Below are 16,613 nucleotides of genomic sequence, written 5' to 3' on the forward strand. Positions count from 1 at the left end.
AGGGTTATGATAGTCGATGACCAGACGCTGGTTCGCCAGGGCGTGCGTGGACTGCTCGAGCTTTTACCAGACATCGAAGTCGTGGGAGAGGCGAGCGACGGAAAAGAGGCATTGGACAAGATCCCGGACTTGGCACCGGACGTGCTTCTTTTGGACATTCGCATGCCCCGAATGGACGGCGTCGCGGTATTGACGGCACTTAACGCAGCGAACGCGTTACCGCCAACATTGGTCTTGACGACTTTCGATGACGGCGACGCCGCCGTTGCAGCGATCAAGGCAGGCGCGAAGGGCTTGATGCTCAAGGACGTTTCACTTGAGGATTTGGCGGATGCCATTCGGTCGCTGGCCAATAACGGAACGGCATTTCAGCCTGCCATGACCGATAGTTTGATGGCCGCGATCCGCCGGGGTCCTGCGCCCATGCCGGACGAAATAGTCGCCGATACGCTGACCGTTCGCGAACGCGAAGTACTTCAGCTGATCTGCGGAGGCTATAGCAACAAAGAGATCGCAGATCTGCTGGTGCTGGCAGAGGGGACCGTTAAGAACCACGTTTCCAATCTTCTGCTTAAGCTTGATGCCCGCGATCGAACTCGTGCTGCTCTAAAAGCGCTGCAGCAAGGGCATCTGGAATAAGCAAACTTGCCGGTCTGCGAGAAGAGAAGTTCGTTCGTGATCGAAGTCGGTGCGGAATCGATGAGAATGACGCAAAGGTTCTAGCTCTCTCACCGCGTCCGAAAACGCCGCCAGCACAGCGCCGTTATCGTGGTTAAGAGCGTCCAGAACAGCGTCGTGAGGACAAAGGGTAGCCATCGGAATTGGTCCTCTCCGACAAGTAGGCCAATCAAACCAGCCGCACCAGCTACGGAAACTCCCGGATAATCGACGATGTAAGGAAAAGGCCACCCCGCCCCGGCTACGTCGCACCCCCCTCGCATCCCATTATTTCAGGATAGATAGCAGTCGCTTTAGTAGAGAGCGCAGTTGAAGTCAGCGTAGCAAGGAGACCGCTCAGGACTACGAGTATCAAGCTGCGCATGATTGAGTGTCCTGCATGTCATTGTCAACGAAAAGCAGTAATGGATTGGTCATTTGCTCGACACGTCTTATGCGCGCCAAGGCTGCTGTTCGTCTACATGCTGCGCGCATGGTCACACACTTTACTCGTGTAGCACAAGGGTCCCCGCGCGCTAATCAAGTATCCTGCTCATCCCTTTTATACGTTCATTCTAAGTCAAATGCGTGATGCTGTTGCGGCAGCGGAAGCGCGCGCCACGGTCAGATACGAAACCGAGTATGGCGGATTGATTTAGAGATCTTGATGTCGCTTAGACGAGGGCAGGCCGGGCCTGAACGGCGGCCTTGCAGGCTTATGAACATTTCGCGGATGCCGGATTGAAAGCATAATGGCGCTGGGCGTGATGTATGCAACCAAATATCGAGCGATGCGTTGCGGCAGGGCGGCTTCCCACCGCCTGCGTCGGGAATGCGAGTGCAGCTGTTGCCCTAATTCTGAGCTTGATCTCCGTCATGCGCCGCCTGCCCTCGCAGTGAACAGTTCCAACGGTGAGCTGAACGACCCAATTCATTTCTGTGCAGTTTGAACAGCGCACGCGTCGCGAATAAGTTGCAGAACGCGAGCCGACACGCCAGCATTAATATTGCAGGTCCTGCCGCGGCCGTGATAACAAGACCAAATGGCAGATTGCAAGTGGCTTCGCGACATCATTGTGATCAATGACAGCCGAGGGATTGCCAATGCTGGGGATGTTACCTTGTTTCGTAGTGCCGGTGAGGCCTGCAGATACGTAGAACCGTGGTGGGTAAAGGAAGACCAGGGGTTTGTGCTCACGGCGGACGGGCAAAAAGTGACTTTGGGTATCGACGGCCGGGACGTAATCGTAAGGAGGTACGAAGACTTTCCGGACGGTCGTGCAATTGTCCTTCGGTGGCTCCAGTATTCTGCTCAAGCTATCCTGACTGCGCGGCGTCACAAGGCCCAATCGGGCAAAATTCTCCTTGGTGAGACCGAAGCAAGCGGAATTCTGCCAGCCACCGTTGAAGGTTTAATCGCCTATATCGGCTTTGCTGCTTGAACAAATAAACGCTAACGCTTGCCAGCGGGTCGCTCCGAACACCTCTCGTATCGGGAACTGCGTCTTGACAAAGGTTACACCCCAGGCCGTCGAGCAGGCGATCGTTGAAGCGTTGCCGGCACAGTTGCGATATACGGTAGATCGCCGTGACCTTATGATCTTCGTGACGCTTCGGGAACAGCCGGGAATACCTTGGGACATCAGTGTGGGATGGGAAGGCGGCGAGGCTGAACATCTGCTTTGGATTTTTAGCGAGGTCCTGAAGTACGAAGAGATGTCTCTCGAAGGGATCGACCAAGCAACCTTGAAGGAGTTCAGCGTTTTTATCCATGGCATATTTCACGGTGAACTTACGGTTGAGTTGTGTCGCTTTCGGTCCAGCGGCAAGTTGTGGCGCACCCGCTTGCTTGACCCGCGCCGGCCAGAAACCGCAGGTCATCCACCGCTACAATCGGCGCGTGTTTCACTGGTGGCGCCCGATCTCAACCGAGTATATACAACTAGGTAAAGCCTGAACAACGTTCAGTCGCCCTCCCACTGCTCGAACGCAGGTTTCGAAATGATGATCCGGCGCAACCCGTCCCCGGTTGGTCTAAGGGTGCGTACAGTGTATTTTGGCTCGAAAAATCGAATGTCTGAACGGTATAATCCTTCTTTCGAAGACCGCCCTTGGCAATCGGCACGCTGCTGTCGCATAAGGCGTGTGCCGGAGGTTAGAACAATTAAGGATCAGACGTGAACCTGAGTCACGACGCGAATATGTTTCGGTCTAGGCACGAAGTAAGCCTGTTTCAGCGCGTCGACGTGAAAGCGATGATCCTTTTCTGGATCGTTGCCTTCGTTATAAATTCCATCCGTGCCTACGCAATGGACGAACTTCCATTCCATCTGGCTGGGGGTCACAGGATAGCGGCCTTCAGTTTCGCGGGACTGATGTCGTTTTTGCTTGCTGAAATTTTGGCCAGGGCAAGCGGTTCGCGAACACGCATCATTTATGCATTGCTCGCGCTTGCCATCATGCCGTTTGCGCATTCTTTTTTTCTCAAGCTGAGCTGTTCGGTGGCGCCTATCGAAGGCGTGGCACCTATGAGTTGGAGCGAATGCGTCGTGCAAGCGCTCATAATGACGGGTTATTTCGCTGCATGGATTGCAGCGCATTTTGCCTTGGCCAATCATAAGGAGTTGTCCGACGTACGCCTGGCCCTGCGCCGGAGCGACTTTCACGCAAGGACCTTGGATACAGGCGACACATGCAAGGTCGAGGCTGAGGAGGATCGCGAGCGACTAACATTTTGGGCGGCAAACGGCACGAAGCACGTCAAGATCGAGGCCAGCGACATTCAATGGGTTCAGGCCAACGGTGACTACGTCGTCCTTCACACCGACGATATCGGCGGGATGATACGGAGCACTTTGGCGAAACTGGAAGGCGATCTCGGCTCGGCTTTTATCCGGGTCCATCGTTCCGCGCTTGTTCGCCGTGCGGCTATCGCTTCTGTTGTCAGGCGGCCGAGTGGATCCATCAGCCTCACTTTGAAAAACGGATCGGATGTCGCGGTAGGCCGAAGCTATTCTCGCGGACTGCGCGAACTAAGGGAGCGCCTTTAAACTTCAGATAATTGTGCGTTTGGGGACGTTCATCGTTCTCACGGGTCATTCGTCTTTCTGCCCGTATTGACCAGGACGCATCCGCGTTATTTGGGCGTTGCGGGAGAAGTACGATGCCCAACGACACCACATTCAAGAGGCGCCTCATATTATTAAGCGGCCTCGAAGACTATTCCGATTTCGGGCTTCTGGTGCTGCGCTGCGCGGTGGGAAGCTTCCTGATCTATCAGAGTCATGACAACATTTTCAGCACAGAGCGAATGGCCGAATTTGAGTCGTTCATGGATCAATTCGGATTTTCGAACACGGCAGTCTTGGCACCGTTATCGGTGTACGCTCAATTCATTGCCGGAATTTGCTTCATTGTCGGGGCTCTAACCCGCTGGCTCGGTCTGATTACCGCGTTTAATTTTTCCGTTGCTGTTTTCATGGTGCATTGGGGGCAGGATGTGCCCCAGATTTGGCCGGCGGCAATTCTTGTGTTTCTGGGCCTCTATTTCGGCGTTCGCGGGGCGGGACGATACAGCGTCGACCGCATGTTCGAGACCTCGCCAGATGCGTAACGTTACTCGTGCCAGCAACGTCAGAGAAGACCGTAAGCGGACTGCGCTTCAGACAAACGCGGACCTAGTTTTTGCTAAATCCCAAATTGACCGCTCGCTGTGCCTTGCACCGCGCTCTTATAAAAAATGTCTGTGATCCTGATGGCGGCCGACCGGAAAGAAGAAGCTGTACGGCGATCAAACTTGCTTTCGGCTGCCAATGCGCATGAGCTAGGAAGCCCTTCCTATAAGCATGATTCCTTATACCAGCGAACTTGTATCAAAAATACGATCCAGCGGATAACGCAGGCCATCTTGAACTCCGGGGACACGGTCCTTGGAATCAATAGCGAGCTCGACCGCTTTGTGGAGTGCGTTGGAGCTACGCGTAGTTCGTCCAGAGAGGAGAGAAAGCGCCTTAGCCAACAGATTGCCGTTTGGTTCGAACGTCGAGACTACGATTCTGCGCGCCGTCTTACGGCAGATATGTTGTGCATGTTATTGCCCTAAGTTGATGTTCACAGGTCGGGCGCTTTACACTTGGCATGTATCCTGCGCGTATAACTCCTCAATAAAGTTCGAGCCGTGGGTACGGGGCCCGCTCAGGCCTATTACAAAACCGAGCCAGACGGTGCCGATAATTTGCAATCGAGCAATAAGCGGCGTTCGGGTTTCGGTTCTGCGGCCATAGACACAGATATCACGGCAAAGCGCGACCGGCCTTGACGTTCACGGTCTTGTAGAAGCCCGCCCATTCGCCGTTACCACGTAGATGGGACGTGCGCCAAAAAGTCTTTTCCCCTCTCGATACGTAATGGCCGCGAACCAGATGTAGCCTTGGCGTCTCGCGGCTGGCGCGCGAACTAGCCCATTCACCGGCGTTGCTTTGTCGTCGAGTCTCGCCAAGATGCATACTGACTTCAATATGATCGGTAACCGCTTTGATTGGCGCGCCAGAACCGACAGAGGCTGATACGCCATTTCGGGTTTGCACAACATTAGGACTGTTCAGCAACAGCGAAAACGTAAGCAGATAAGGAAGGTAAAACCACGTACCTTCGGCCTCGAGCGTCAGCATGTTTTGCAGCGTCGCCAGACCTTTTTTAGACGCCTTCGCGACCCATCGCTCGTCCATTACGATGAAGGCATGTCGCAGAATGTGGTCGAGATGGGGAAACAGCCGGTGGGTGAAGTTTCGACTACCCAACGCCGATCGCGGTACGTCGCGATCGAGATCGAATTCGATGGTCCCTGGGAGCCGTTTCGCTGCACCATCGGCCGCAGCGTAAAATGGCACCAATGTACCGCTACGCCCATCCTCGGTAGCGCGAGCGAGGCAGCCTAATCTAAGCCCGCTGATTTCAGATCCTGGCTCTTCCGGTTCGCAAAACCATTCCAGCCAAAAATCCGACGCCGGCAAACGGAGCACGTCTTTCTCGAGAGACATCAACTCCGGACAGTCCCGGATGAGGTCAGCGCACTGCAGCGACGCGTCAATATCAAGAACGTAGCGCAGCGGACATGCGGCCAAGCGCACGGCGTCTCTACGGGATACCCGTGCATCGGAACTCGGAAGTACAGCCCGGCTATCCAAAATCCTATGCATCAACGTCATAAACCACATTTAATAGTACGCAACGTACTACGCAAGGCTATTTATCGGTGTTAGTTTCGGGGATTTCGACGGGTGCGTTCGCGATCGCGCAAATGTTTCGAGAGACATACGCTTAGCGAGAGTGCATGCCCGCAGCGCAGAGGCCGCATCAAGCCAGGGAGTTCTCGTGAATGCCTAGTCCGCTCACTCATCATGAAAGCCATATTCTGGCGATCATTCGTAAGTGGCAGCCGGTAACCGCTTATTTCGTGCGCAAGGCAATTCCTCGCAGTTTGGCAACGACTTTTTCTGACAGTCCGGGAAGCATTTATCCCGCGATCGAACGGCTGAAGAAAAGGGAGCTTATCGATACCGAACCGGGGCCAGAAAACGCACGGAAGTCAGAACTGCTCTCCTGTACGGCACAAGGCGAGGAAGCGGCGCAAACTTGGATCACGACTATTGTTCATTCTGATCTCCTGCCCGAAGATCCCTGGCGCACCCGAGTACTCCTGTCAGAAGGTCTGACGCTTCATGACCGGCGGCTTTGGCTGCTGGCGATGCGTTCTGCCGTCGCGGTCGAACTAGACCGCATTCTGGCCCGAATAGAGATTGCAACCGACCGGTTCGAATTGGATGCCCTGGAGAACGCTCGGTTAACGAGCGATGCTCGCACGATCTGGATCGATCGTTTAATAGCGCGCACCTTGACGGATGAACCTAACCAAAATCCGGATAAACCGTAAACGCGCGTGTAACCAAGAAGCCACACCTTTCCTCGCATTAGTACGAATCGAACTATAAGGGGGTTTGGCTCTTTGCGAGTTTGAGATAGGACCTTGACCACTCAACAGGTAAGGATTCTCAGACTTATGTATATTCGCAAGATATTCGGCCGTCCTGGACTATTGGCCGGGACAGCGCTGGCGATAGCCGTTCAAGCATCTTCGCTAACGGCGCAGGAGCTGCCCGAAGAACAGACCGGTAGTGAGGTAGAAGGGGCGCCGATCGTGGTGACCGGTTCTCGCATTCCCCGGCCAGAGGTCGAATCGGAAGTGCCGGTTGCGATCGTCGATAGCGAGCAGATCCTGCGAGACGCGGCGGGCAACGTCTCTGACGTAATTAACGAATTGCCCCAAGTCGGAATCGGATCGACGCGGACTAACACGAACTTCCTTACGTCTGGCACCGGAATTGCGACCGTGAACCTCCGTGCCCTCGGATCCAGCCGCACCTTAACGCTCGTCAATGGCCGGCGCTTCATCAGCGGATTCGCTGGCGATTCCGCTGTGGATCTCAACAACATCCCAATCGATCTGATTGAACGTTTCGAGGTCGTTACGGGCGGATCTTCCGCAGTTTATGGGTCCGATGCAGTGGCCGGCGTCGTCAATTTCATTTTGCGCGATGAATTCGACGGCTTCCAGGTTCGCGCTCAAGCGGGAATAACCGAGGCCGGCGATAATCCTCGCTATCTACTCAGCGCTATGGGGGGGACGACCTGGGGCAACGATAGCCAAGGCAATATCATACTCAATTTTCAATATGACCAAGACGAAGGACTGCGTTCAAGGAACCGCGATATTTCGGATGAGGATTGCGCCAATCTAATTTGCGGACCTGCCTCATACAGTTCGTTCGCGCCGCAGGGTCAGTTCCAGCTGGTTGATGCCGGCGGCACGCCGGTCCCGATATTACCCGGCGACGTCAGTACCTTCTCATTCAACCGCGATAACAGCCTTGCCTACATCTCCAATCTGGGCGCACCGGGTTACGGATTCAATCGGAACAACGAGCGCTACATTTCCGTGCCAATTGAACGGTACCTCGCCTACGCTGTTGCCAATTACGACCTTGGAAACGCGGCCGAGCTTTACGGCGAAGCGACCTATGCGCGGGTGTTGTCCAACTCGCGTCTCGAACCGTTCGCGCTCGATCTGCTCGGCGACATTTACTTCAGACCGCAAGATCCATTTGGTATTCCGATTACGAATGCGTTTATACCCGACGATATTGCCGCGGCAATTGAAGCGGCCAATTCGGACGCCGATCCTTCGAACGACGTAGACGCGATTGGCGGCCGGCGGCGTCAAAACGATGTATTTGACCGTAGCAATACCGTGAAGCGCGAGACGTGGAGGGCCGTCCTCGGAATACGCGGCGATTTTACCGACCGGATCGGTTTCGACGTCAGCTATGTGTACGGTCATCTCGTTGACTTCAACGCTAGCGAAGACATTGACAACAATCGCTACCGCAATGCCCTCGACTCGATCCGGTTAGGCTCCGGCGATGTCGTTGGCGTTGACATTGTCTGCCGGAGCGAGGAAGCGCGCGCGGAAGGCTGCGTTCCAATCGATTTGTTCGGTTTCAACACGGTCGATCCCGCCGCGGCAGCCTACGTCCAGGCTGTGGTGCCCAAGTCTCAGGAGATTACTAACGAGCAACATGTCGCAACGGCGGTGCTTTCTTCTGCAGATTTGTTCGATTTGTGGGGTGCTGGGGGAGTCGGCGCGGCCTTAGGGATCGAATACCGCTACGATTCGACGGTGGATGATCTGGACATTCTCACCAATACCGGCGGGAATTCCGGAAACACCCTGCCCGACCTTGTCGGCAGCCAAGATGTTTTCGAAGTCTTTGGTGAGGTAAGCGTTCCCCTCATCAGCGATGCTCCGTTCTTTCACTACTTGGGACTGAACGGTGCAGCGAGATATTCCGACTACTCCACTATCGGCAGTGTTTTCAGCTGGAATGCCGGCGCTGAATGGGAGCCAGTATCTGGCCTTAAGTTCCGGGGACGCTATGCAGTATCCAACCGGGCGCCTAACAATTCCGAACTGTTCAGCCAGCCGTCGGAAACCTTCGCTTCCGTAATTGATCCCTGCGACGGTGTGACGGCAACTTCCACCGGCGAATTTGATGCCGCGTGCCGCGCAATCCCAGCGATCAACTCGTTCTTAGCAGCGAACCCGGGGCAGGCATTCACCTACACGCTTGCCGATACGCAAGGCGTGAACGGTTTCATCGGGGGTAACATCAATCTCCAAGAAGAAACCAGCACAACGATCACAGCTGGCGTCGTGGTTGCTCCGAATCTCGTACGTGGTCTGTCGCTGAGCGTCGATTACTTCGATATCAGTATCGAAGACGCCGTTAGTACGGTCGGACGCAACTTTACGATTCAAGAGTGTTTGCTTACCAATGAACCCGTCTTCTGCGACCAGGTTATTCGCTTTCCTACTGGAAGATTGCAGACTGTGAATTCGCAGCTCATCAACATCGCTGGTTTTGATGTTCGCGGTGTCGATGCGCAACTGCGCTATCAAACCGCTCCTGGTTTCGCTGACGACGATTTCTTTTCGGCTAATATTAATTACACATACCTGATCGATTTCATCACGCAAAGTGATCCATCTTCGGACCCGGTCGATAATGCAGGTACATTCGGCGCGTCATTCTCTACGCATCGCGCGTCTGCCCGGGCTACGTATGGAGTAGAAGGTATCAGCTTGAGCTGGCAAACCACTTTCTTGAGCGGAGCGCCGTATATTAATCCGGACAACTTCATAAGTAACAATCCGGACGTGGTTGCGCTCAATGATATCGATGATTATTTCTTGCACAATGCGCAGATCTCGTTCGATCCGAACGAGAACATAACATTCTATTTTAATGTGGATAATATTTTCGATACAAAGCCGCAGTACCTGCCAGGGACTCCTTTCGGTACGCCAACTGGCTTGGAGACCGCACCTGATTTCGATCTTTTCGGTCGTCGTTACACTGCCGGCATCAGGGCGAAACTCTGATTAGGGCGGGAGGGGGGGGCTTCCCCCCCCCTCTCGATAAGCCGACCCTTACACGGATGGCCGGTAAGAGGCTCGCCTTTGTCGAACAACTCATGTTCTGGCGCGCCAGCCCTTATCGCATGCTTATAGCCCACCTCTTCCAGTACCGTACGAATGGTTGCCATGGCCAGCGGTTCTGGCGCACCAACAAGCAAGTCCAGAAATGGCTTGGCAACGATACTAGGAATACTCGGGCTGCTACCATGCCCGAGCGCGCCCTTAAACCGATTTAGTGCGGGCGCTAGAATTTCAGTCTCTTCCTAGAAGGACGTTTCTCACACCGCGGTCGGATCCGGGAGGCAACCTTGCTTCGCGCAAGTCCAAGCTTGTCGCTCCGCTGAATCCCAAGTCATTCTTTTGCAAATCATTAACAAGACCGGTGCTCCATTTGCCCACATACCAGAATTCTATAGAAGGCTACACGACAGCACTAGAGTCGTTACTGACTAACCCGCGTTTGAGCTCGCAATAGCGGAAGCAGCCGATTCGCTAGTGGACAGTGCTAACCGTCGCAAGTGTCCTAATATGGGTGGAAGGCAATCGTTAGATTGTCTGGTGACAAGGCCGAAGTCATCGGAGATCAATCCGGTCATGAAATTCGTGAAGCAATAAATTAGAAGCTGTCCGGTTTGAATATCAGCCGCTCGCACTGGCTCGCCGTATTAAGCTGTCGATCTAGGGTGCGATGGCTGCGCGCGTATCGGAGAGATGTTCGAGCAGGTCGTCGCGGAAGACCTGCTGTTGAAGAACGAACCGAACTCGCCTGTGCGGAAGAATGTGAGGCAATAGCGGTTCGCCATTACGGCGTCGTAGGAAAAGGCTCGGGAATACAGGGAAAAGCTCGAGAATTGCTGCGGAAGTCGAGAACCCACTTCCAATCCGGTTCCAACTCGGGGTATGCAATAGTAGACACTCCGGCTTCGGCCGATTGAAATCATTTAGCTTACATTCAGCTTTCTCAAAAGCTGTCTTGATGCAGTCGAATAGTGATGGACGATGCAGGCTTTTACCTAACGACAACGAATAGGCTTTTCTTGCAAGCTCACACTTTACCGCTTGACGATTCGATCGCGGCACCAAGCAAATTCGCTGCAACAAGAGCAGGATCTGCTTCCAAGTGAGCGTAGCGAAGCGTTGTTTGAGCTTGCGTATGGCCAAGCAATTTTCCGACAATAGTCAGCGAAGCTCCCGCACCTATCGCTATGCTTGCAGCAGTGTGTCGTAAATCATGAATGCGCACACCATCTAGACGGGCGTGCTCGCAAACGCGTAGCCAAGGCTTACGTAAATTAACGATGGGCTTATCAAGATCGCTACCAGGGAACATAAACCGCGTTTTACCAGTAGACTTTCGCTGCGAACGACAGATCTCCAAAGCTGCTTCAGATAAATAAATTAACTTAGCTCCGGACTTGCTATCAGGTAAAGCGAGCGTCTTCCGTTCTTCGCTTAACCACGACCATTCCGCAGTCGTAATTTCTCTCGATCTAGCGCCTGTATGGAGTAGGAGTTGAATTGCGTTTGCCGCGCTCACCGAAATAAGTTGGCGGCTTTGTAGTTCATTTAACGACGCGTAAAGTCTTCCTAACTCTTCTTTCGAAAGAAAGCGCTGGCGTGCAATTTCCTTAAACTTTTCGACCGCTTTACATGGGTTTGTCCCTGACGATCTCCAACCCCACCGTTCCGCCAAATTGAATATGCGAGAAAGTAATGCAAGCGTTCGGTTCGCTCGATAAGGTGTCTGACTAAGGGATTTGTGCAGTTTCTCAACATCATCTGTCGTAATTTCGTCAACGAGTGAAGTACCGAGCCGCGGTTTAATCAGAGTTTCCCAGGCAGCTTGATAGTCCCGCTTGGTCGTACTCTTCTTTTGCGGCAGGTAGTCACTGGCGAACCGATCCCAAGCTTCGGACAATGATGGTGGCTGCTCGCTTTTACCGTTGGCCGCCCTTGGATCGACGCCTCGCGCTAAACATGCCGTGGCTTGCTGCGCCAATCTGCGAGCATCATCAGTCGAAAGGACGCCATGACTTCCTAGCTGCATCCATTTTTGTATGCGATTGGGCCCATGTCCGAACCTATATTTGAATACATATTTACGTTTGCCAGATGGAAGCACCTTTAGTCCAAACCCTGCAATGCGATCATCCCAAAGATATAACGGAGATTGCGATGGAGCCATGACCTTCTCGACCTGAGTTTTCGTAAGCTTCGGCATGCCACATCTCCTTCAATCCTATGTCCTTCCGGTACCATTCTGGCAACCAGGTAGCAACCACAACAGATAGAATTCAGTAGAAGGCTAGAGTACGATAGTCGATCCTGACTCCGTTTTTTTGCCTGTAATTATAATGAGATGTAGAGCGACGGGTAAATTCAGAGCAAGTCGTAGAAGCGCGATAGAATTGACTTTTAATCAGTAGGTCGCTGGTTCGAACCCAGCAGGGCTCACCATTTACAAGACGCGGGACCCGGTCAGCCCTTTTGGCCGACCTGTCGGATCAGCCCTTCCTGCGCTGCACTCGCGATCAGCTTTCCGTCCCGCGTAAAAAACCGTCCGAACGACAGCCCCCGGGCGCTTCCCGACCATGGGCTCTCCGCGACATAGAGTAGCCAGTCATCGACGCGGAAATCGTGGTGGAACCACAGCGAGTGATCGAGGCTCGTGTTCTGATAGCCCGGCGTCTGCCAGCTGACGCCATGCGGTCGCATGGCCGGGCCGAGCAGGTTCGAGTCCGAAGTGTGTCCCAACACCCAGCGATGAATGGCAGCATCGTCGGGCAGAGGTGCGGTAGGCTTGAACCATAACTGCATGGCAGGGTCCCCCTTCTCGCCTCCCCTGACATCGCCGAACCCGAATATGGGGCGCATTTCGATCGGCCTCGGGAAGGAACCGCGCGGAATGGGCGCAACGTCTTCAGGAGGGGGGACATCAGGCATTTCGATCTGGTGCGATAAGCCTTCTTCCGGGACCTGAAAGTTGATGCTGGCGCTGAGGATCGGCTTGCCGTGCTGCTCCGCGACAACGCGGCGGGTCGAGAAACTGCGGCCGTCCCGCTCCCGCTCCACACGGTAGAGGATCGGTTTGTTCTCATCGCCGGGCCGCATGAAATAGGCATGCATGGAATGCGGAATACGATCGTCCTCGACCGTCCCTTCCGTTGCCGACAGCGCTTGCGCCACGACCTGCCCGCCGAAAACCCGGCCGATCTTAACGGACAGGCGACGCCCCTCGAACAGGTTCGCGTCGATCCGCTCAACGCTCAGGAGATCGACGAATTCACGGACGTTCTGCTCCTCGTTCCTGTTACCAGAAGCGTCGTTCGTTTCTGCGTCCATGCGATGCCCTCCCTTCATCAATTATCGTTACATCGACGTACCGGTCGTTCCATGGACCCGCCGCCAAGCGCCTTCCTACTGGGTTCGACGCGAGACAAAGTCCAGACCGGAAACCCGAAATTGCTAATTGTCCATTATTCAGGATGGTCTCGCAACATCGTCGAGGAACCAGTTCGGAAGGCGGGCCCATGCCACGCGCGCACGATGACCGGTGAAACGAACGCGGCTTATCTACGTTCGAAGATTATGCCGACAACATACAGCAAGCTCGATCGCGTGTTCGTTGCCGGATCCTGGAAGGACGGCAACGGAGACGCTCTGAAGAACATCTCCCCATGGGACGAAAGCACCATTTTCGAGATGGCGGCAGCGACGAAGGACGATGTCGACGAAGCGCTCGCCGCCGCGGCCGAGGCCCAGCGCGAATGGGGCGCCCTGCCGCCGTCCGCCCGCGCGGCCAAGATGAGCCGCATTGCCGAAATCCTCGACGAAAGGCGCGAAGAAATCGCCGACTGGATCGTCCGGGAAGTCGGCGGCACGCAGGTGAAGGCGGCGCTCGAATTGCAACTGGCGACCGACTTCGCGCGGAAGGGAGCGGTCTGGCCGTTCATGGTGGAAGGCGCGATCTTGCCGGAAGACATTCCGGGCAAAGAATCTCGCGTCTATCGTACGCCGGTCGGGGTCGTTGGCTTGATCAGCCCCTGGAATTTCCCGCTGCAACTTACTGCGCGAACGCTCTTCCCGGCCCTCAGTATCGGGAACGCCGTCGTCATCAAGCCTGCCAGCGATTCCATCGTGACGGGCGGCACCATCTTCGCTGCCATTTGCGAAGAGGCCGGCATACCGCCCGGCCTCGTCAGCGTCCTGCCCGGCTCGGGCTCGGAAATCGGTACCGCTCTTATCGAACACGACCTTACTTCTGTCGTATCATTTACAGGTTCGACCGAAGTCGGCCGGGGCGTAGGAAAGTCGGCGCTCGATGCGAACATCATCAAGCCCGTCGAGCTCGAACTCGGCGGCAACAGCCCCATCGTGGTGCTGTCGGACGCCGATCTCGAATATGCCGTCGAGGCAAGTGTCTGGGGCAAGTTCATGCATCAGGGCGAGATCTGCATGATCGCGAACCGCATCATCGTCGAGGATGCCATGTACGACGATTTCGTCGAGGCCTTCGTCGAACGAACCCGGCAACTGCCTGTAGGCAAGCGCGACGATCCGGCTTGCTTCATCGGTCCGATCGTCAATCGCGACCAGTTCGAAAAGGTCACGCGACTGATCGAGCAAGCGAAGCAGCAGGGCGCGAACTGCGCCCTCGGCGGAGAACCTGACGGCCTGGTCGTTCCGCCGCATGTTTTTACCGATCTCGATCCGGACAATTGCTTGCTGACGACGGAAATCTTCGGGCCGGTCGCACCGATCCAGCGCGCGAAGGACGAGGAACAGGCGCTCGAATTTGCCAATGCGACGACTTATGGCCTCTCCAGCTCGGTCTTTTCGCAGGACGAAGGGCGGGCGCTGGCCTTTGCCAAACGGATGCAGGCGGGCGTCACCCACATCAACGATCAGCCGGTGAACGACAGTCCGTTCTCGCCGTTCGGCGGTGTAAAGAACTCCGGTATCGGCAGGTTCAACGGACGCTGGGCGATCGAGGCATTCACGACGACGCGCTGGATCTCGACGCAGCACGAGCAGCGGAAATTCCCCTTCAGCGCCGACGATTTGTGAGGAGATAACCGGAAATGGGTTTCTTGAAAGACGGCGTCTGGCACGACGAATGGGATCACAATGACGAGGACACGGGCGCGTTCGAGCGGGACGAAAGCGCCTTTCGCAACTGGGTGACGCCCGATGGTTCGGCGGGTCCGACGGGCGATGGAGATTTTCGCGCGGAGCCGGGCCGGTATCGTCTATATATCAGCCTCGCCTGTCCGTGGGCGCACCGCGCGAACGTCGCCCGCCATCTGAAAGGGCTGACCGGCATCATCGATCTCGCCGTCGTTCACTGGCTGATGGTCGATGGAGGCTGGTCGTTCCGGGACGGCAGTTGCGTGACGAAAGAGCCGGAAATCGACGCAGATTTTCTGCATCAGCTCTATACCCATGCCAAACCCGACTATTCGGGTCATGTGACCGTCCCCGTCCTTTGGGACACGAAGCGCAAAACGATCGTCAACAACGAAAGCGCGGACATTCTGCGGATGTTCGGAAGCGCCTTCGACGATTGCGGGGCAAACGATCTCGACCTGTACCCTGAAGGTCTGCGTGACGAGATCGATCGTCTGAACGAGCGCGTGTACGACACGGTGAATAACGGTGTCTACAAGGCTGGCTTCGCGACCACGCAGGAGGCCTATGACGAGGCGGTGGGTCCGCTCTTTGATATGCTCGACGAACTGGAAGGACGGCTGAACGGAAAGGAATGGCTGGTCGGCGACCGGCTGACGGAAGCGGATATAAGGCTATGGACGACCCTGATCCGGTTCGACCCGGTCTATTACGTCCATTTCAAGTGCAATGTCCGGCGCATCCGGGATTACCCGAACCTCGCTGCCTTCACACAGCGTCTACTGGCTCTCGACGGGGTCGAGGAAACCGTCAATTTCGAACATATCCGGCGCCATTATTACGAAAGCCACAAGCAGCTCAATCCGAACGGCATCGTGCCGGCGGGGCCGGAACCCCTCGTGCCGGAGCCGGCTCAATGAGCGAACGACGGCTGCTATCGGTGCATAAGGCCTATCGCGAGGACATCGGCGATCTCGTGACGCGCCGCCCCTTGCCCGGACCAGGCCTAGAGCAGATCGACCCGTTCCTGTTCCTCAACCACCACGGCCCGCAGACCTATCCGCCGAACAATAACGGATTGCCGTTCGGCCCTCATCCGCATCGCGGGTTCGAAACCGTCACGTTCATTCTGGACGGCAATCTCGCGCATCTCGACAGCAGCGGCGGCGAAAGCGTCATCGAGGCGGGCGGCGTGCAATGGATGACGGCGGGGCGCGGCCTCGTTCATGCAGAGATCTCACCCGACAGTTTCAAAAGCTCGGGCGGGCCGCTCGAAATCCTGCAACTCTGGGTGAACCTGCCTTCGCGGCTCAAGATGACGGAACCCCGCTATCAGGGCATCGAAGCGACGGAGATACCGGAGAAGCACATATCTTCGGGCGTCGTTATGCGACCGGTTTCCGGAACGGAAGGCGCGCCAATCCGGTCGCTCATGGACATAACGCTGGCGACCGTGGCTATGGAGGCCGGCAGCAACGCGTCGCTTAATGCGCCTGGTGGGCACACCGTCTTCTTCTACGTCGTGCGAGGTTCGTTAGATGCGGGCGGCGGCACCATCCCGGAACATCATCTTGCGCGCTTTGACGACGGCGAAACAATCGAAATTTCGAGCGAAAACGGCTGCCTGATCCTTTTTGGTCATGCAAAGCCGATCGACGAGCCGGTCGTCTCGCACGGGCCGTTCGTGATGAACACGCGCGACGAAATTATGGAAGCCATTCGCGATTATCAGGCAGGCAAGTTCGGCGAGATCGCCTGACGTCGAAACCGGTGTGCTCGGCCAATCGCGCTAACT

Annotated in this window: 14 protein-coding genes and 1 tRNA gene; 11 read left to right on the forward strand and 4 right to left on the reverse strand. The window is 55.6% G+C overall.

Annotated elements, in window-relative coordinates; genetic code table 11:
• Window positions 1-6: 6 nt before the first annotated feature.
• From GRI38_RS10785 to GRI38_RS10805, 5 genes are all read left to right on the forward strand, one after another.
• Window positions 7-639 carry a response regulator gene (locus GRI38_RS10785; RefSeq protein ID WP_237487507.1) on the forward strand — a complete coding sequence of 211 codons (633 nt, stop codon included), beginning with the start codon at window positions 7-9 and terminating at the stop codon, window positions 637-639.
• A 1,061-nt stretch (window positions 640-1,700) separates the two neighbouring features.
• Entirely contained in the window at window positions 1,701-2,099 is a 399-nt protein-coding gene (locus GRI38_RS10790) for a hypothetical protein (protein WP_160683626.1), read from the forward strand.
• 64 nt (window positions 2,100-2,163) lie between these two features.
• Window positions 2,164-2,607 carry a hypothetical protein gene (locus GRI38_RS10795; RefSeq protein ID WP_160683629.1) on the forward strand — a complete coding sequence of 148 codons (444 nt, stop codon included), beginning with the start codon at window positions 2,164-2,166 and terminating at the stop codon, window positions 2,605-2,607.
• Window positions 2,608-2,834: 227 nt separating this feature from the next.
• Window positions 2,835-3,707, forward strand: coding sequence for a LytTR family transcriptional regulator DNA-binding domain-containing protein (locus tag GRI38_RS10800; protein ID WP_160683632.1), 873 nt, complete (start codon window positions 2,835-2,837; stop codon window positions 3,705-3,707).
• Window positions 3,708-3,820: 113 nt separating this feature from the next.
• Window positions 3,821-4,270 (forward strand): DoxX family protein, encoded by a 450-nt coding sequence (locus GRI38_RS10805; RefSeq protein WP_160683635.1) that lies wholly within the window; start codon window positions 3,821-3,823, stop codon window positions 4,268-4,270.
• A 679-nt stretch (window positions 4,271-4,949) separates the two neighbouring features.
• Here GRI38_RS10805 and GRI38_RS10810 read toward each other — a convergent pair.
• The gene (locus tag GRI38_RS10810) at window positions 4,950-5,780 is read right to left on the reverse strand and encodes a hypothetical protein (RefSeq protein WP_160683638.1); all 831 of its coding nucleotides are present in this window, start codon (window positions 5,778-5,780) and stop codon (window positions 4,950-4,952) included.
• Window positions 5,781-6,034: 254 nt separating this feature from the next.
• Here GRI38_RS10810 and GRI38_RS10815 point away from each other — a divergent pair, with 254 nt between their 5' ends.
• Together GRI38_RS10815 and GRI38_RS10820 are read left to right on the forward strand one after the other, a co-directional pair.
• A complete protein-coding gene (locus tag GRI38_RS10815; RefSeq protein ID WP_160683641.1) occupies window positions 6,035-6,589 on the forward strand; it encodes a PadR family transcriptional regulator in 555 nt (184 codons plus the stop codon).
• Between the two features lie 126 nt (window positions 6,590-6,715).
• The gene (locus GRI38_RS10820) at window positions 6,716-9,655 is read left to right on the forward strand and encodes a TonB-dependent receptor plug domain-containing protein (protein WP_160683644.1); all 2,940 of its coding nucleotides are present in this window, start codon (window positions 6,716-6,718) and stop codon (window positions 9,653-9,655) included.
• On the opposite strand, the gene GRI38_RS14360 is transcribed toward GRI38_RS10820, so the two are convergent.
• Together GRI38_RS14360 and GRI38_RS10830 are read right to left on the reverse strand one after the other, a co-directional pair.
• The gene (locus GRI38_RS14360) at window positions 9,625-9,942 is read right to left on the reverse strand and encodes a GrpB family protein (RefSeq protein WP_160684305.1); all 318 of its coding nucleotides are present in this window, start codon (window positions 9,940-9,942) and stop codon (window positions 9,625-9,627) included. The two genes, GRI38_RS10820 and GRI38_RS14360, sit on opposite strands and share 31 nt — an antisense overlap.
• 794 nt (window positions 9,943-10,736) lie before the next feature.
• A complete protein-coding gene (locus GRI38_RS10830; protein WP_160683647.1) occupies window positions 10,737-11,912 on the reverse strand; it encodes a tyrosine-type recombinase/integrase in 1,176 nt (391 codons plus the stop codon).
• Between the two features lie 135 nt (window positions 11,913-12,047).
• Between GRI38_RS10830 and GRI38_RS10835 the strand changes: the two genes are divergently transcribed.
• A tRNA-Lys gene (locus tag GRI38_RS10835) sits at window positions 12,048-12,148 on the forward strand.
• 21 nt (window positions 12,149-12,169) lie between these two features.
• On the opposite strand, the gene GRI38_RS10840 is transcribed toward GRI38_RS10835, so the two are convergent.
• Complete coding sequence (locus GRI38_RS10840) at window positions 12,170-13,033, reverse strand: acyl-CoA thioesterase (protein ID WP_160683650.1); 864 nt, start codon at window positions 13,031-13,033, stop codon at window positions 12,170-12,172.
• A 204-nt stretch (window positions 13,034-13,237) separates the two neighbouring features.
• Here GRI38_RS10840 and GRI38_RS10845 point away from each other — a divergent pair, with 204 nt between their 5' ends.
• Genes GRI38_RS10845 through GRI38_RS10855 form a run of 3 tightly spaced genes read left to right on the forward strand, consistent with a single transcriptional unit; the run spans window position 13,238 to window position 16,577 of the window.
• A complete protein-coding gene (locus GRI38_RS10845; protein WP_237487508.1) occupies window positions 13,238-14,758 on the forward strand; it encodes an aldehyde dehydrogenase family protein in 1,521 nt (506 codons plus the stop codon).
• A gap of 14 nt (window positions 14,759-14,772) precedes the next feature.
• Window positions 14,773-15,738: a glutathione S-transferase family protein gene (locus tag GRI38_RS10850; RefSeq protein WP_160683653.1), complete on the forward strand. Its 966-nt coding sequence runs from the start codon at window positions 14,773-14,775 to the stop codon at window positions 15,736-15,738.
• Window positions 15,735-16,577: a pirin family protein gene (locus tag GRI38_RS10855; RefSeq protein ID WP_160683656.1), complete on the forward strand. Its 843-nt coding sequence runs from the start codon at window positions 15,735-15,737 to the stop codon at window positions 16,575-16,577. Before GRI38_RS10850 ends, GRI38_RS10855 begins: the two co-directional genes overlap by 4 nt.
• The last annotated feature ends 36 nt before the right edge of the window (window positions 16,578-16,613 follow it).

The sequence above is a fragment of the Parapontixanthobacter aurantiacus genome (assembly GCF_009827635.1).
GTDB classification, from domain to species: Bacteria; Pseudomonadota; Alphaproteobacteria; order Sphingomonadales; family Sphingomonadaceae; genus Parapontixanthobacter; species Parapontixanthobacter aurantiacus.

Excerpts from the sequence above, each read along its gene's own strand:
- GRI38_RS10785 (WP_237487507.1), top strand. The coding sequence starts at position 7 with ATGATAGTCGATGACCAGACGCTGGTTCGCCAGGGCGTGCGTGGACTG.
- GRI38_RS10790 (WP_160683626.1), top strand. The coding sequence starts at position 1,701 with ATGGCAGATTGCAAGTGGCTTCGCGACATCATTGTGATCAATGACAGC.
- GRI38_RS10805 (WP_160683635.1), top strand. The coding sequence starts at position 3,821 with ATGCCCAACGACACCACATTCAAGAGGCGCCTCATATTATTAAGCGGC.
- GRI38_RS10815 (WP_160683641.1), top strand. The coding sequence starts at position 6,035 with ATGCCTAGTCCGCTCACTCATCATGAAAGCCATATTCTGGCGATCATT.
- GRI38_RS10820 (WP_160683644.1), top strand. The coding sequence starts at position 6,716 with ATGTATATTCGCAAGATATTCGGCCGTCCTGGACTATTGGCCGGGACA.
- GRI38_RS10830 (WP_160683647.1), bottom strand. The coding sequence starts at position 11,912 with ATGCCGAAGCTTACGAAAACTCAGGTCGAGAAGGTCATGGCTCCATCG.
- GRI38_RS10840 (WP_160683650.1), bottom strand. The coding sequence starts at position 13,033 with ATGGACGCAGAAACGAACGACGCTTCTGGTAACAGGAACGAGGAGCAG.
- GRI38_RS10845 (WP_237487508.1), top strand. The coding sequence starts at position 13,238 with ATGACCGGTGAAACGAACGCGGCTTATCTACGTTCGAAGATTATGCCG.
- GRI38_RS10850 (WP_160683653.1), top strand. The coding sequence starts at position 14,773 with ATGGGTTTCTTGAAAGACGGCGTCTGGCACGACGAATGGGATCACAAT.
- GRI38_RS10855 (WP_160683656.1), top strand. The coding sequence starts at position 15,735 with ATGAGCGAACGACGGCTGCTATCGGTGCATAAGGCCTATCGCGAGGAC.